15 protein-coding genes are annotated in these 15,791 nt (G+C 63.0%); 12 read left to right on the forward strand and 3 right to left on the reverse strand.

Annotated elements, in window-relative coordinates:
• The first annotated feature begins 42 nt into the window (after positions 1-42).
• The 3 genes from EGK76_RS00140 to EGK76_RS00150 are packed head-to-tail and all read left to right on the forward strand — an operon-like array spanning position 43 to position 1,225.
• Entirely contained in the window at positions 43-303 is a 261-nt protein-coding gene (locus EGK76_RS00140) for a hypothetical protein (protein ID WP_123831066.1), read from the forward strand.
• 32 nt (positions 304-335) lie between these two features.
• Positions 336-713, forward strand: coding sequence for a hypothetical protein (locus EGK76_RS00145; protein ID WP_123831067.1), 378 nt, complete (start codon positions 336-338; stop codon positions 711-713).
• A 41-nt stretch (positions 714-754) separates the two neighbouring features.
• Positions 755-1,225, forward strand: a complete 471-nt coding sequence (locus EGK76_RS00150; RefSeq protein WP_123831068.1) for a hypothetical protein — start codon at positions 755-757, stop codon at positions 1,223-1,225.
• A gap of 258 nt (positions 1,226-1,483) precedes the next feature.
• Here EGK76_RS00150 and EGK76_RS15570 read toward each other — a convergent pair whose 3' ends face one another.
• The 3 genes from EGK76_RS15570 to EGK76_RS00165 form a co-directional block, all read right to left on the reverse strand.
• On the reverse strand, positions 1,484-1,828 hold the full coding sequence (locus EGK76_RS15570; RefSeq protein WP_343205617.1) for an H-NS histone family protein: 345 nt from the start codon (positions 1,826-1,828) through the stop codon (positions 1,484-1,486).
• A 476-nt stretch (positions 1,829-2,304) separates the two neighbouring features.
• Positions 2,305-3,006: a LytTR family DNA-binding domain-containing protein gene (locus EGK76_RS00160; RefSeq protein WP_123831069.1), complete on the reverse strand. Its 702-nt coding sequence runs from the start codon at positions 3,004-3,006 to the stop codon at positions 2,305-2,307.
• On the reverse strand, positions 2,994-4,697 hold the full coding sequence (locus EGK76_RS00165; RefSeq protein ID WP_123831070.1) for a sensor histidine kinase: 1,704 nt from the start codon (positions 4,695-4,697) through the stop codon (positions 2,994-2,996). Before EGK76_RS00165 ends, EGK76_RS00160 begins: the two co-directional genes overlap by 13 nt.
• A 134-nt stretch (positions 4,698-4,831) precedes the next feature.
• Here EGK76_RS00165 and EGK76_RS00170 point away from each other — a divergent pair, with 134 nt between their 5' ends.
• The 9 genes from EGK76_RS00170 to EGK76_RS00205 all read left to right on the forward strand — a co-directional run bounded on the left by EGK76_RS00170 (position 4,832) and on the right by EGK76_RS00205 (position 14,693).
• Positions 4,832-6,493, forward strand: coding sequence for an alpha/beta fold hydrolase (locus EGK76_RS00170; RefSeq protein WP_123831071.1), 1,662 nt, complete (start codon positions 4,832-4,834; stop codon positions 6,491-6,493).
• 527 nt (positions 6,494-7,020) lie between these two features.
• Positions 7,021-7,371 (forward strand): hypothetical protein, encoded by a 351-nt coding sequence (locus EGK76_RS15575; protein WP_233580110.1) that lies wholly within the window; start codon positions 7,021-7,023, stop codon positions 7,369-7,371.
• A 19-nt stretch (positions 7,372-7,390) separates the two neighbouring features.
• Entirely contained in the window at positions 7,391-7,864 is a 474-nt protein-coding gene (locus tag EGK76_RS15580; RefSeq protein WP_255409777.1) for an ABC transporter permease, read from the forward strand.
• A gap of 127 nt (positions 7,865-7,991) precedes the next feature.
• Complete coding sequence (locus tag EGK76_RS00180; protein ID WP_123831073.1) at positions 7,992-10,214, forward strand: AAA family ATPase; 2,223 nt, start codon at positions 7,992-7,994, stop codon at positions 10,212-10,214.
• Positions 10,207-10,431, forward strand: coding sequence for a hypothetical protein (locus EGK76_RS00185; protein ID WP_123831074.1), 225 nt, complete (start codon positions 10,207-10,209; stop codon positions 10,429-10,431). Before EGK76_RS00180 ends, EGK76_RS00185 begins: the two co-directional genes overlap by 8 nt.
• 51 nt (positions 10,432-10,482) lie before the next feature.
• Positions 10,483-10,800 carry a hypothetical protein gene (locus tag EGK76_RS00190; protein WP_123831075.1) on the forward strand — a complete coding sequence of 106 codons (318 nt, stop codon included), beginning with the start codon at positions 10,483-10,485 and terminating at the stop codon, positions 10,798-10,800.
• Positions 10,797-11,474, forward strand: coding sequence for a hypothetical protein (locus EGK76_RS00195; RefSeq protein ID WP_123831076.1), 678 nt, complete (start codon positions 10,797-10,799; stop codon positions 11,472-11,474). The genes EGK76_RS00190 and EGK76_RS00195 overlap by 4 nt, the downstream gene beginning before the upstream one ends.
• A 68-nt stretch (positions 11,475-11,542) precedes the next feature.
• Complete coding sequence (locus EGK76_RS00200) at positions 11,543-14,251, forward strand: UvrD-helicase domain-containing protein (RefSeq protein ID WP_233580112.1); 2,709 nt, start codon at positions 11,543-11,545, stop codon at positions 14,249-14,251.
• A 22-nt stretch (positions 14,252-14,273) separates the two neighbouring features.
• A complete protein-coding gene (locus EGK76_RS00205) occupies positions 14,274-14,693 on the forward strand; it encodes an H-NS histone family protein (protein WP_123831078.1) in 420 nt (139 codons plus the stop codon).
• Positions 14,694-15,791: the final 1,098 nt, after the last annotated feature.

Genomic DNA, 15,791 nt, shown 5'->3' on the forward strand with positions numbered 1-15,791 from the left:
GGCGTCAACGTAGGCTCGACGTGCACACAGAGGAGGTGGCGCATGGTCGAGGTCAGGGAGCTGGAAAACGGACGCTTTGAGGTCTTTGCCGAGGGACTCCATCAAGAAGCATTTGAGGGACGGCTAGGAGCGCAACTCGCCTCACAGGCGATCGGAATGCAACTGGCCAATGAGCTAGGCGTTTCTGTCGCGATCCACACGCCTTGGGGCCCGTCCTATGTTCCAAGCAAGTCGGCAACGCAGCCAGAAGTACGCTCTAAGCCGGATCAATCCGCAGCTTCGCCCGATCTGGTGAAGGCATGAGGACTGGATCAAGTCGCATTGCGTTTGCGCTCATGGGCGCTCTCATTCCTTTTGCCATGGCGCCTGCCGCTGCGCAGACCGCTGACAGCAAGGCATCGGCTTGGCTCGGCCGCGACGCTGGTGAACTACTTATTCAACTGCGGGTTGACGGTGGGCGCGTCCAGATTGAAGAGGCTGACGGCGAGACTCACTACACGTGGACCTCGATCAACAAGGCGTGGAACGAGCAGGTCGTCGTCGCTTCCAGCAGCTTGTTTGGTCTGGTGCCGACAACAGTAGTGTCCCAGAACATCCAACATCCTGAGCAGCATCGTTGCCAGATCACTTATGTGGCCGATCGCGAAGGAAAGATCAGACGGTATCGCTACGCGGGTCCGATGTGTCGTCAGGACATCGTGGCGCCTAAGTGAGCGCGAGACAATTTTCTAAGACGCAGGCCAAGGAGTAGGTGATGAGTATCAGAACATGTCTGAAAGGCGGCTTCTTTTTGTTTCTGATCGCGATGCTTGTGATCGGCAGCGATGCATTTGCTAAGGAAAGGCGCGGCAGCATCGAAGAGCTTGTCCCAATTGAGAACAGGGGAGACGATCGTACTGAGGAGACAAAGCGCGCCCGCCGAATGGGTGAGAAGCTTGGCCGAATTGGTGGCGTCGCCGCGGCGTTCGGAATCGGCAAGGCATCGCCAGAGGCTGGACTGTTTGCCGGGCAACTCGCCATCAATCAAGGCGACGCGATCGGCGGTGCGATCGCCGAGCGCGCTGTTGGAACAGGACCTGCTGCACGCTACATGGTGAAGGTTCGCGTGGACGATGGCAGCGTTCTGGCCATCACGCAGCCACGCGAGCGGATTGAAGGCCTAGGTATTGGTAGCCGCGTCGTCGTGGAAGGAACGGGTGATGACGCTTGGCTCTCTGCCGAGTGAGTTGATCGAACCGTCATCCACATCCCGCTTCCCAGAGAAGCGGGGTCATATATCGGCGGCCCCAACAAGGCCTGCCTAGCGGTGGGTAGGGGATCTCTGACGCCCAATCGGTCAGGCGGCCGATCCCACAGACATCCGCCGCTGTATAACCTCATGCGCGCTTCTAGCCCTCGCCAGAGCAGCAGGCATCAGCCCAATTTGCGGACCTAGATGAGCATCAAGAAAACAGCTTGGAGCATCGCAAGCTTCTTTCTCGCGCTATTCAACGGAGACGAGGCGATGCGCTCGAGTAGGCCAAGGTCTAGCGATCGGACCTAGATCGCACTCACTCGCGCTGCTTGAACACAGATCGTTGACCCACCTTGGAATCGTTGGCGTAGGCCTGGCAAGTCCAGGGATCAGGAAATCTACGGCGCTCTGGCAACGCTTCACCTTCTCAGTCAGCCAGCGCGGCATGCTCCCGCGGCCAGACCACGTGCGCCTTTTGTTGTCCGGATCTCGATACTTCGCGGCAACCTTGCCGGTCTTCTCAGTCTTCCGTTTGGAAGCTCGCTTTGCGGGAGCGGGGCGCGTGGATGATTGGTCGCCGACGATCTCCTCGATCGAGTAGCCGCTACTGGTGCGAACGCGATCAGCTCAGCACGGACGACTGAGACTGGGCGACGCTTGGATAACTGAGTCTGCCGCCGCTCGGCAGCAGCCAACAGGACGTCCAGCTCACGCGGGCTAAGCGCGTCGATTTCGATTTTCATGCGCAAAGCGTCGGGCGCCCCTGGTGACTGTCAAGCCTGCCACCGAGGCCCTTAGGAACCGAATCTCGGACGCATTGTGAATGCAATAGGAGCCTCACGTTGTAGGCGATGAGGCAACGCTGGGGGCGGGATGCGGTGCTAAGAGCAGCGGTAGCGTGCGCGTGCAAATTGAGGGCAGGCAGACGGGAGCGAAGATGCGGTTCGAAGACGGCGCGAAGTGCCCTCACTCAAGGTCGTCTGTGGCGACGTCAGCTTGGCCAGAGGCATCGTCAGCAGGACAGCGGCGATAGATTAGGAAGCGTTATCGAGGGTAGGGCACCGGAAGCATCATTCGATGCCAAGCTCCCGGCGCACGCGGGAAACATGGGCGCGGCCCACAGGCAGTTCCTTCCCATTCGCCATGACCAGCCAGTAGCGGCTGCCGGAGCCGGCATGCAGGGAGCGGACATGGCGCAGATTGACCAGGCAGGAGCGGTGGCAGCGCACGAAATCGGGCGGCAATACGGCAGCCAACGAGGTCAGGGACTTGTCGTGCAGTTCACTGCGGCCATCGAGCAAGCGTACCTCGCTGTAGTCACCGTCTGCACGGATCCAGAGCACGTCGGCCAACTCGACCAGTGCCGTGCCCTGTGGCCGCCAGATGCCGAGATAGCGCGCGAGTCCCGGGCGATAGCGGGCGGCGTCGAGCAGGCGATTGAGGCCCTGGCCGAGGCGTTCGCGCGTGAACGGCTTGGGGACGAAATCCAGCACTCCGTGTTCGAATGCTTGCAAGGCGCGCTCGCGATGGGCCGATACCACCACGCACTGGTAGCGCCCGGCCACCGCCTGTTGCAGCAGCTCGAAGCCGTCCTCGCCGCCGAGGTTCAGGTCCAACAGCAAACCGTCGTAAAGGCTGCGCTGCAGTCGGTCTCCAGCCAGGTCGAGGTCCGCGACGGCGTCGAAACGCGCTCGTCCGCCCCCCAGTTCGCTGCACATGCGCAGCAGGCGCTCACGAATGAGCGGTTCGTCCTCGACGATCAGGATGCGCATGCCAGCTCGATCCGACCGCACCAGTCCGCATCGTCCGGGCCCTGGGTAAAGCGCCAGCCGCCGGGGAAGGCGGCGGCGAGGCTGGCCTCGATGTAGCGCGTGCCGGTGCCTTGTCCGCAATGCCCCGCGGTCCCACAGGGGCTGCGCAGCTCGAGCACCCGGCGCCCGTTCTCGCGCTGCACGCGCAACCGGAAGGGGTGCTGCGTGCAGGCGCTGGCGCCGGCATGGGTGAGTGCGTTTTCGACCTGGGCGTGTAGCACCCCGGGTGGCAGCAGGAGATCGGTGTCGTCGGCGTCCACCTCAAAGCCGATCGGCTGGCCCAGCGCCAAGCCTACGATGTCTAGATGGTTGCGGCACAGGGCCAGTTCGTCCCCCAACGGAACCAGCGAGTGGCGACTGCTCTCGCGCAGGCGGTCGAACTGCTCAGCCAGCGACTCGACGAGACGGCTGGCGCGTGGAGGTACCTGCTCGATCAGTTCCTGCAGGCAGGTCAGCGTGTTCATGAGCCAGTGCGGCTGGATGCCACGCTGCAACAGCTGCAGCGAGAGCCGGGCGCGCTCCTCGCGCAGCCGCGCATTGTGCCGGTCCAGCGTGCGCAGCCGCTCCGCGTGGCGCAGCAGCAGGAAGCCCATCAGGACCGCCAGCAGCAGGAAATAGGGCCCGTCGAGGAATGCGCCACCGGCGACCGGCATCGACAGCGCACCGGCCAGCATCAAGACCAGGACCGGTCGGCGTTCTTCGTGTTCGCCTTGTGCATGCAGCAGCAGCCATGCGGAGGCCAGCAGGCTCAGCAGCAGAACAGCCGCTCCGCGCCCATCGAAACTGGGCAGGAAAGCCACGACGCCTGCCAGCGTTGCCAGATAGACAATGCGAGCAGGCCCCGGCACGTCAACGTCGAAGCGGCGCGCAAGGTAGACCGGCAACAGCACCGCTGCCGCCGCATGCAGCGCCAGCAGCGCGAACATACGCAGGCCGTGCCATGGATAGGGATATCCGAACAGCGGGCGCCAGGCTTCGACTACTGGCAGCGCCAAGCCGACGGCGCCCAGCGCGAGCAGCAACGGAGCGCCGTGCGCACGTGGCTGCCCGCGTTGAACCGCCAGAAAGTACAGGCAGGCGGCTCCGAGCGCGCCTGCGGCAAAGGCCACGATCAACCATGGTCCGAGAGGATGGAGGGGAGGCCCCCCGATCGGTACGATCTGCAGGCCGGCATCGGTCGTGCCCATGCGCAGCCACTGATGGTGCCTCGACGCCAGAACGATCAGCTCATCGGCTCCGGTACCTCCAGATGGCGGTAGCACGCGGACGATATCGATCAACCCCGGTTGTTCCTCATCCTTGCTGCGTCCGACGATGCCGTTGGCGGCCAGCGGCTGTCCGTTCCAATAAGGTTGGCTGGCGGCACGCAGCGACAGGTGCAGCAGGCGGCCGGCATCGTCCGCCGGGGCGGCCAGGCGCCAACGCAGCCAATGGGGATCCTGCCACCCGGCCAGCACGCCGGGATCAAGCGGTTGCCAGTCCAGATCGTCCGGAGGCCGTTCCGGCATGCGGCCCGACATTGGTACCGGGGCGGGCGCCATCTCGGCGGACAGCACCTGCACGGCCACTGGAGCGTGCGATGCCGCCAGCAGCCAGGCGGCGACCACCAGCACCAGTACGGCAGGGGCGGCCAGTACCTTTGTGATCGTCATGCGCCATATCGTACTGGCCGCACGGAGACATTCGTCCCCCTAATGGAGTCGTTGGGCGGAGTGAGGCGCCCTAATCTTCGGAGCAGCGTGGATGCTGCTGGAACGCCCTTGCATCCTGCCGGCCGGAACCCGTCATGCCCCATTCCCTGCGCGTAATTTCCAAATCAAGCCCCCGACCGTTGATGCTGCCCCTTAGCTGGATGGCGGTCTGCATGCTGTTCGTGGGGATGCTGCCGATGCATGCGACCCGTGCCGATACGTCGCTGGAGTTCGCGCCTTACGCGTTCGAGACCGAGCGACACGGCACGATCGACGCGCAGGTCGCGTTCCTGGACGTGCCGCGTCGGCGCGACAACCCGGACGGCCCGCGCATGCGGCTGCGCGTAGTGCGCCTGCCGGCCGCCGGTGGCGACGGCAGCGCCTCACCGGTGGTCTACCTGGCCGGTGGCCCAGGCGGCTCCAGTGTCGGAACGGCACGCGGGCCGCGCTGGCCGGTGTTCGAACAGGTTCAGCGCGAAACCGACGTCTTGCTGCTCGACCAGCGAGGTACCGGCCTGTCGGAGCCCCCGCCGCCGTGCCCCTACATCCACCGCTTCGACGATGCCACGCCCCTGGACCGCGAAGTCGCGTTGGCGGCGCTGAGCCGCACAGCCACCCGATGCATCGCCCATTGGCGGGAGGAGGAGGTCGACCTCGCGGCCTATACCACTGCCGAGAGTGCCGCCGACCTCGAGGACCTGCGGCGTGCGCTCGGCGTGCCGCGGATCAGCCTGTGGGGCATGAGCTACGGTACCCACCTGGCCTTGGCAAGCCTCCGCCTGAACAGTGCGGGCGTCGAGCGCGTCGTGTTGATCGGCGTCGAAGGCCCGGACGACACCCTGAAACTTCCGCGGGCGGCAGACGCGCTGCTCGCGGACCTGGCCGATATCGCCCGGGAGCAGGGTTTCGAGGACTTGACCGGTATGACCCGACGCGTATTGGCCAAGCTGCGTCGGGAGCCCGCCCAAGGCCGCAGCCTCATGCACCGGGGCAGGCAAGTGACCATGGGCGCTTACGATGCGCAGCTGGCAATCGCAGTCTCGCTCGGCCGGCGGTCCACCCAGCAGATGTTGCCATTGGCGTTACGCGACGCCGAAGAGGGGGACTACGACCTGCTGGCGACCCTTGTGCTTGCGGTGCGCGAGCAGCTCGGCGAGTTCCGGGCCATGCCGCTGGCGATGGAGGTGGCGTCCGGGCACAGTCCAGATCGGCGCGCCATGGCCGAGACGCAGGCAAACGACAGTCTGTTCGGCGATGCGCTGAACTTTCCTTTCCCGATGATCGGCGATGGCCTGGGGCTCATGGATCTCGGTGAGGCGTTCCGTGCGCCTCTGCAGAGCGACCTTCCGGCACTGTTTGTCAGCGGTACGCTCGATGGCCGCACACCGCCGGCAAACGCCGAGGCGCTGCTGTCCGGATTCAGTGACGCCGTTCACTTGCGCGTACGCGGTGCCAGTCATGACGACGAGTTGTGGCTGGGCAACCCGAAAATAGCCGCGCATGTCGCCGGATTCCTTGCAGGCCGGCCGGTGATCGATGCGGAGCTGGAAGTGTCGCCTCCGGCGATGGCGCAAGGAAAATTTGGCTTGCTGATGCAAGTATTGGGGGTCGGCCCAGGAACGGTGCTGGCCGCACTTGGGATGCTGGTGGCACTTGTCCTGGTCGTAGTAGCGCTACTACGGCGGAGGAGTCATAGCTCTGGGATCCGGAACTCTCAGCGGGCCGCAGTGAGGGTTAGGGCTGGTTATCAAGGGTAGTAAACATGTCCGCTCCCGACGCAAGGCGGTTATCAATAACGACGGCGTCGCAGCGTTGCCGGGCGGCCGGTCGGGACTGGCGGGCGAGGAAAATGCTGGGAGTAGCGCATGATGAGAAGCCCAGCGATTGCGTGCCCGTCGTCCCGCGTCCGGCGAAACGTCGCCTAGGATGGCCGGCAGAATCGCTAGTGCGTTGCCTTGATGAATCAGGCGCTTCATGTGTGGCCGTTTGCGCAACAAGCAGGCGAGCGTAAGTGCTTCGATCAGTATTCGGCGCGCTTCGCGCCCGGAGCGGTAGACGGAGGCTGCAAAAGCTTCCTCGTACAGCGCAAGACTGGACTTGAAGTCGCGCCGCCATGCGGCGAGTCGCGCCTCGCACCATTTCACCATCCATTCCACCGCCCAGGGGGCATCCAGAGCCTGCGCCTGTGACCGGAACTGCTGGAGCAGGTGCTCGGCGCTCTCTAGATCGTGTTGGGATTTAGGGCTGGAGAAATCTAGTGCATGCGCCGTTTGCAGGCCGATGAGTGAAAGGCCCATCGGATTGCCGCGTCGTCGGGCTGATGCACGAGGGAAGGCTCGTGCTACAGGCGCCGATCGAGGAGCTGCGGCGACGCAACCGCAGTGCGATCGAGGTGGACACCGCGCAACCGGACAAAGCCGCCGCGATCTTGCGACAGGCTGGAATGGTGGTGCGCACCGATGGCATGCGGCTGGTCGTTCCGTGTCGCGAAGGTGCGCCGGAGGCCGCGGACCTCAACGCGCTTCTGGTCCGCCACGGCATCCCGGTGCACGGACTGGGCCCTGGCACGCTTCGCCTCGAAGCTCTCTTTCACGACGCCACCGGAGATCGCGACGATTTGTCCGCCGCCGCCTGAGCACACCCTGTCGCGCTGCCTGCGCGCCGAATTCACCAAGCTGCGTGGCTCGCTGGCGCTGCTGTTGTGCCTCGTCGCGCCGGTTGTCGTCGCCGTTCTGATGGCACTGATCTTCAACCGGCATGGCGGCGGCGATACGCCCTGGCGGATGTACCTGATGGGGAACGCCGCCACGTGGGCATTCTTCATGTTGCCTATGACCGTCACGGCCCTGACCGTGCTGGTCGCGCAGATGGAGCATGGGCCGCGGATGTGGAATCACCTGCTCGCGCTGCCGATACCGCGCAGGCACGTTTTCTTCGCGAAGGCGAGCGTGGTGATGCTGCTGTGCGCGGGCATGACCATCGTACTGGCACTGCTGGCGCCGCTGCTGGGGTTCGTCAGTGATGCCATCACGCCCGACCGCGGGCTGACCGGCCCCCTAGGAGCGGGGTTCTCAATGCGTGCAGAGGAGAGAGCAGCGCCCCGCGCCAGTTGGCTAGGGTATCCGTAAGCCACGAAGCCCATGCCAAGCAGAGCCGACTGTTCGCTATAGTCGCTTGACAAGCGCCAGCCGTTCTACGGGCGGTCAAGGAAGCGGCCTCACGGCCCGATCCACGAGGAACCCGCAGGGAGCGGGCATGATCAGAACAATCTCGATCCATCGCCACAAGAGCTTTCATCCGACCAACGAGCATTCTGTCCAGATCCCTAACAAGACCGCGACGTATGTCTACGGCCTCAATGGAGCAGGAAAGTCCGCCATAGGTGAAGTCGTCGACGGTCTGGCGCGCAACGATGCTGCGTTCGCCCACTGCCGGATCGATACGACCGACAACGCTCGTTATCGGTACTTGGTCTACAACCACCACTACGTGGAGCGCCTGATTGGTCAGCCGATCCAAGGCATCTTCACCGTTGGCGAAGTCGATACCGTCCGCCAGCAACGCATCCAAGACATCGAGACCCGCATTGGCGATCTGGAGGGCCTGATCGCAGGCGCCACCGCAAGCGTCAGCACAGCCGAGGGCAACATTGCCAAGGAGTTCGTGCGGGCCAAGGACGACATCTGGAAGGCCCACGAGTGGGGCAAGAAGACGGCGCTGGCGCCTTTGCTTGAAGGCTACGGCCGGAACAAGGAAAAGTTCTTCACCGACCTGCGCACGCATGTCCTGCCCGAGGACGGGCAGCTGGACTCGATCGAACGACTGGAAAAGCGCTGGGGCGATGTCTCAGGCACAGAAAGCGAGCGCGCATCGGTGTCCCTGGATACCACTGCGCTGAGCAGGATCGAGAACGACCCCATCTGGGGCGAGGTCGTCGAGGTGTCGACCACAAGTCGCCTAGCACCGCTCGTTGCCGAACTGGGCAACGCGGACTGGGTCGCACGTGGTCAGGCGTACACGCACAAAGACCAGTGCCCGTTCTGCCAGCAGGGGTTGCCTCACGATTTCCGAGAAGAGTTGGCGCGGCTCCTGGAAGGCGAGCGCAAGGCGAAGGTCGACAGGATCGCGCTGCTGGTTCAGAACTACGCCGCCCAGCTCGACGCGTTGGAGCTGCGTGCCCGGACCATTTTGACCGAGCCCGACGCAAAAGAAGCAGGGGTGGAGCTTGCCTGGTCCCAGACTCGCGGGGCGTTCCACGACACATTGACGGAATTGCGCCGGAAAGAGGCGCAGCCGGGGGAGGCAGTCTCCATCGTCCCCGTCAATGTGGACGCACTGGTCGAGGCATTGGTCAAGCTCAACGCCCTGATCGCTGACTTCAACGCACGCATCCGGGATCGTAGAGGCGAGCGTGAGCGGATCAAGGCCATGCTCTTCCAGGTCATGCATGCCGAGCGCATGGACGCCTACGCGCACCATGGCGCGTTGCTCGGACCGCTGCAGGAAGCTGAAACGCAGGCAAACGCAGATCTGCAAGCGAAGCGACAGGAGCGAGACGGCCTCAACACCGAATTGCGTGATCTGCGCCGGCTTCAAAAGGGCGTCGACGCTTCAATCGATGCGATCAACGATCGACTCCGCAGCTTGGGGATCACGGCATTTAGCATCGATCGAAAGACAGGCGAGGATCGCGTGTACTGCTTGGTTCGCCCAGGGGTAGCCAGCAGCGAGACGAAGTCATTGAGCGAGGGTGAGAAGACGCTGATCGCGTTTCTCTACTTCATGGAGTCGCTCAAGGGATCGCACGACGAACACGAAACTGTGGACGCACGGCGCACGATCGCCGTCATTGACGATCCGATCTCCAGCTTGTCCCAGAACTACGTGTATGACATTGCCATGATGATCCACCGCGAGCTGGCCAAGCCAGATGGTCGACCCCAGCTCGTCAAGCAGGTGATTGTTCTGACGCACAATCTGTTCTTCTTCCATGAGCTGATCCGTCAGCACAAGACGAGTCTGCCCAAGGCACACAACCATTGCGGACTGCTGCGCGTGGTCAAGAATGCGCATTCGGAAGTCGAGACGCTGGATCCAACTAAGCTATTGAACGATTACGACGTGTGGTGGCAGATCCTTAGGGATGCCAAGGATGGGAAGATCCCCACCCAGATCGTGCCCAACGCCATGCGCAACATCCTGGAGCAGTTCTTCACCTTCACCACCGGGTCTTCTGACTTCCCCGTGGCGGTCCAGCATTTGGCTGACGCAGATACATCCAGCAAATACGCGGCACTGGATCGCTTCGTCGATCGAGGTTCCCACCGAGACGCGATCAATGGTCCGCCAATCGACTGGACCGATTACGACGTGCCCTACCTATTGGGCAAGTTCCGCGCGATGTTCAATGCCATTGGGCAGGAACCGCACTACCTCATGAAGATGGGCGAGGACGCCCCGGAGCCCGCACATGATTGATCCACGACTCGTCCAACTGTCCGAGTACCTGACGACCACGGATCACAGCATCACCCACACCGAATTCTTGGCTGGGCGGGACCGTATCGCAGAAGATCTGGTCGACCAAATGTGGTCAGACTATGCGGATCCTCACCTGCGAGAGCACTTAGCTGATCTGCTGGCGTCGGCCGATGACGCGGGATGGGCCGTGCCAGACGAGCAGATGCAGCAGTGAGGGACCACAACCTCACGCCACCCAAAAAAGAAGCTCCCACCCCTCGTCAAAGTGAAGCTGGCCGCGTTCGCATTGGTTGCGGTGCTGGCCGATCGTATGTCTGAAAAAGGTGCGGGGCGCTTACTGCGCAAGGCCACGGGCACGCAGTGTTCGCTACTGACCTGCATGCAGTATCTGTCTGGCAAGGAAGCGCTGGGGGCGATTGCGGCGTTGCCGGAAGACTGGGCCGAGGACGGGATGACCAAGCAGGTGCTGGAACATTCAACGAAGGTGGCCGCATTCGCGGTGGCCAATGCGCACCCCAAGGGCGCGCCGCTGTGTGCCAGCGAACTGGCCAAGCAGTTCCGCGGGCAAGAGTCGCTTCCGTGATCACACTCACGGATGACGAGAAGCCGAAGTTCGAGCGCATGGTGGAAGACGCCATGCGTGCGTTCGGCTACTCCCGAGCGAAAGCAGAAACCATGGCCGGGAAGATGGTTGAGCGGTTTCGGAAGCTCGGCTACTTCCCAGGGGATACGAAACCGGGGGCACCCGCAGCTCAAAAGCGCGTGGCCGTGGCGCGTCCCCTGCAGGCCAAGAGGGCGGAAATAGAGCGCCAGAAGAGCAGGGCTCTCGCCCCCGCAGCAGTACCGAAGCGAGCAGCCACGAAGGCAACGCCGCAACCAGCCCAGACCCAGCCCGCCCACAGGCCGATGAACGCGACCGAGAAGGCGTACTACGACCGCCTGGTCATCGACGGCGTGAAGCGTCGCCACTGTCGATCGAAGGCAGAGAAGTTGGCGCGGGCGGCAGTGAAGCGCTACCGCAAGACTGGGGTGATGGCGGAACCGAAGGCCATCATCCCCAAGAAGCCCCGCACCCCAGTCAAGCTGACCCGTGCGGAGATTGCCAAGCTCCCGCCGGCCGTCCCGCCCAGGCCTCCCCCGCGCAACGCTAAGGAGCGTATGGAGCGTGCCTTGGGCCCCGATGCGGGCGAACGCAGGCGCCGGGGCGGCAGTCCTGTTCTCCAAGGTGGCAGCCCGGGACTGGGGAAGCGCAGCTAGGCCCAGTCTGCCACCTGCGTGGCAATATGATCCCAAGGAGCCGGGGCCACGGGACTGGGTTTGGGGATATGGAGTTTCTGATCGTCATTGGGCTGCTCTGGCTCATTGGGACCATTTTTGGCAACAAAACCCCGAAGGCACCGCCCACGCCACCGGTCGATCCGAAGGTGGCCGAAGAGGCTCGAGCGAATGCGGCCCGCTGGCAGGCCACGTTCGACGCGGCGTACCGCGAGTGGATCGACGCCGCCACGCGATACGCCGGCACAGGCTCTGTGCGATGGATCCCCAAGGGCACAGCCAGCCGCTTCCTGGCGTCCAACCCCGCGCCCAAGCACCAAACAAAAAGCTGGAAACAGGCGGTAGGCGATGACTCGCCACTGACGACACTGCGCACCCAGTTCGACAAGGCGAATACGCAGCACGCCATTCTGGTGAGGCTCAAGCGTGCCGACTTCTTCGCGAAGGTCGAGAAGAACCCGCTGACCGACGAACAGATTCATGCGTGTATCTGCATGGACGACGCCGTGATGGTGGTGGCCGCGGCAGGCTCCGGCAAAACGTCGACGATGGTGGCCAAGACGGGCTACGCGCTCCACCAAGGTCTGGCCACGCCCGATCAAATTCTGCTGCTGGCATTCAACAAGGCCACGGCCGAAGAAGTCGGACAGCGGATCGCCGAGCAGTTAAAGGGTGTGCCCCAGGTCGAGAAGGTGCGATCGAACACCTTCCATGCGTTCGGCACGGATGTCATCGCCAAGGCTACCGGTAAGAAGCCGGCGCTCGCGCCCTGGGTGGATCCCAGCAATCCGGGTGGGGATGTCCGGGAGGTCGGCGACATCATTCGGACACTTTCCGAGCAGGACAAAGCATTCAAGCGAGACTGGGATCTGTTCCGCGTGGTCTACGCGCGCGATGTCGGGAGGTGGAATGAGCCAGACGTGCCTGATGCCTACGGAAACGGCGTTCGTGGCTTTCGGACGGCGCGCGGCGAAGTGGTCAAAAGCAAGGAAGAGCGCACGATTGCTGACTGGTTGTTCTACAACGGTGTGAACTATGTGTACGAGCAACCCTACGAACACGACACCGCAACCACTCATCATCGGCAGTACTTCCCAGATTTCTACTACCCCGATGGCAAGCTCTATCACGAGCATTTCGCACTGAACGACAAAGGGCAGGCCCCCAAGCATTTCGGGAACTACCTGGAGGGCGTGAAGTGGAAGCGGAAGATCCACAAAGAGAAGGGAACAGCGCTTTTCGAGACCACCTCGCACGGGTTGATGACCGGCGAGGCGATCCCGGCGCTGGAGCAAGCGCTGATCAAGGCCGGCATCCAGCCGGTTTTCGATCCGAACAAGGAGGCCACGGGTCTAGCGCCTGTCCACGAGCAAGATCTGGCCCGATCGTTTCGTGTGTTTCAGCAGCACGTGAAGAATAACGGACTGACCCACCGGAACCTGGTCGACGCACTCGCCGAACAATCAGAAGACGGGTTCGGCGCACGCCTGCGGATGTACCTGGCTATCTACGAGCGCATAGCCGCGGAATGGGAAAAGCGCCTCAAGAGCGGTGGCTTTATCGACTTCGAGGACATGTTGATCCTCGCGGCCGGCCACGTGGAGTCCGGGGCCTACAAGAGCCACTACACCTTGATCCTGGCCGACGAGTTCCAGGACAGCTCGCGGGCTCGCATCCGCCTGTTGAAAGCGCTGTCGGGCCAGACCAGCCCGCCTGCGCACTTGTGTGTGGTGGGCGACGACTGGCAGGGCATCAATCGGTTTGCCGGCTCGGATATCACCGTGATGACCGAATTCGAGAAGACATTCGACCACGCCACGCGCCTCTCGCTCACCACAACCTTCCGGTGTCCGAAAAGCCTGTGCGACGTGTCCAGTCAGTTCGTTCAAGCCAACCCAGCCCAGATCAAGAAGAAGGTCAAAACGACCAATCCGCTGACCAAGACACCCTTGCTGGCCTATGGGTTTGCGGATCAAGCGAACATCGCGCCCTACGTCGAAAAGCAGCTGGCCCACATGCACCAACTGCTAGTGGACGGCAAGCTCACGCCCGCCAAGGGCACGCGCATGAGCGTGATGCTGCTGGGGCGCTATCGCAACGACGAGCCTTCCGCCTTGAAGGCGTGGCAACGCCAGTTTGCTGAGCGCCTGTCGATCGAGTATCGGACCGCGCACGGATCCAAGGGCCTTGAAGCCGAGTACGTGTTCGTTCTCAACGTTGTACAAGGGACGATGGGCTTTCCTAGCCAGATCCAGGACGACCCGGCGCTGCAGCTGGCCATGCCCGTGCCCGACCCGTATCCCTTCGCCGAAGAGCGCCGGCTGTTCTACGTGGCCATGACGCGCGCGCGCAAGCAGGTGCGCTTCTACACGGTGCTGGGCCAGCCCTCGCAATTCCTGGTCGAGCTAGGCAAGAAGAATGGGCTGGAGATTCAGCCCATCGACGGAGAGGCACTGGAAGCCTGCCCGAAATGTAGCGCTGGCGTTCTGACGCAACGGGATGGGAGATACGGACCCTTTCTGTCCTGCAGCCGCTTCCCGGCCTGCGACTACAAACGCAACATTGAGGATGGGGCTACACGGCGAACCCAGCCCGCCACATCCCAACGCATCACCACGCCAGTGTCGGCAGGTGATCGGTGCCCCATCTGTAAAAAGGGCAACCTCCAGCAGCGAAATGGGTCGAATGGTCCGTTTCTCGGCTGTTCGCGCTACCGTGATGGATGCCGCGCCACCGCGAACCTGACGGTTCGACATTGATGATCAGCCTGAGGCTATGACCATGAATTTCGCACTTGAGCACTTTTCCCTGGCTGAGCTGAAGCAGCTGATCAAAACCGCCGAACAGCGATTGAAAGTAGTCAGCAAGCGCCGGCCCATCGCTGATGTCCGGCCCGACCTCACACGTTTCGCAGCGTCGCAGGGCTACGCGATCGATGATCTGCTGGGCACTGCGCCTGAGCCGGCCAGCCCAAAGAAGCGCGCCGCACGCAAGTTGCCGAAGGTGGCTGCGAAGTACCGCGACCCCGAGAACCGCCGCAACGCCTGGTCGGGTCGGGGCAGCCAACCCCGATGGCTGGCAGCGAAGGTGAAACGCGGCCACCAGGCGGCCGACTTCCTCATCCCAGGTCTGGCCAAACCCACGGCCAAGAAGCAGGCCGCCGTGGGAAAGCGCACCGTCTACAAGGCGGGCGCTGCCTAAGTCCTTTCCCAGTACATGCGCTTTGCCCCACCTGTGAACTTTTGGGGCTTATGCGGGTCCTGCCAACGTTCAAGCTTTCCTTGCCCCATGTGGGGCTCACAAGGAGACGAGCATGGCAAAGGGTAATGGCGGATCGGCTGGCAAGGCCGGTGGTGGATCGAAGGGCGGCTCGACTGCCGGTGGTGCTCGGGGTCAGGGGAATGCGGGGGGCTGGCCGTCGACCAAGGCCGGCGTGCCATCGGGCGGCAACCGCAGCAACGGACCTGCGAAGCGCTGACTACGGATCGATCAGCCAGGCCGGGGGCTCAGTCAGCCGAAGATGCCGTGCTCTATGCGGCCCAATTCTTCTTTTACTGCGAGTATCCCCTCGGGGGTAGCCAGCAGCTCCAACGGAGTCCGGCCCAGGATCAGGTGTGTCGTAGACAACCATCGCTTTGCCCTAGCAGAACTACCAAACACTTGTGTCGCCGCCCCTTCCACGCATCGGACGATGGCTTGATCGAGAGGCGGGACGTGGCTCATTTGAGATCCGATGATCTGGGTGGATAACGATAGCAACAATGGCATTGTTGAAGCATTTCGTCGGATATTCTTGGGGATCATTCCTCCCGTCTCCCGAGTCGCGTGTGGAACGAGAGTTGCGGGCGAGCCGAAGCCAAGCCGCATAGGGGAGTTCGTCCTCGCACCGCGATTCATCGCGTCGCGCAGGTGGATCGACGCCACGGCCATGTCGATTTGTCGCGGATAGCCTGCCGGCCTGCCGAGGCATCGATCCGGTGGCCCAGATGCAGCGCTATAGGCACTGGGCCGAGGCCGGGACACCGGTCCAAGCGACCGCATGCTTTGGGCCTTGGGAAAACGGTTGCCGGAGCGCTGATGCGCTTCCGTCGAGTCGGGGACCCGCTAGCCGGCGCGTCTGATCCGTCCACAGCAGGCAATGGATCCTTGATGCGACTCGCACCGATAGCGATGTTGTTTGCTGACGGCCAACTCGCAGGCACTACATGACGGTGCGCGACATCGCAACGCGCTGCATGCAGATCGACGAGGCTGGCTAGGTGTGATCTCTCAGTAGGTTGTTCATCCGGGGTAATCCCG

This window comes from Luteimonas sp. 100069 (genome assembly GCF_003813845.1).
GTDB lineage: Bacteria > Pseudomonadota > Gammaproteobacteria > Xanthomonadales > Xanthomonadaceae > Luteimonas > Luteimonas chenhongjianii.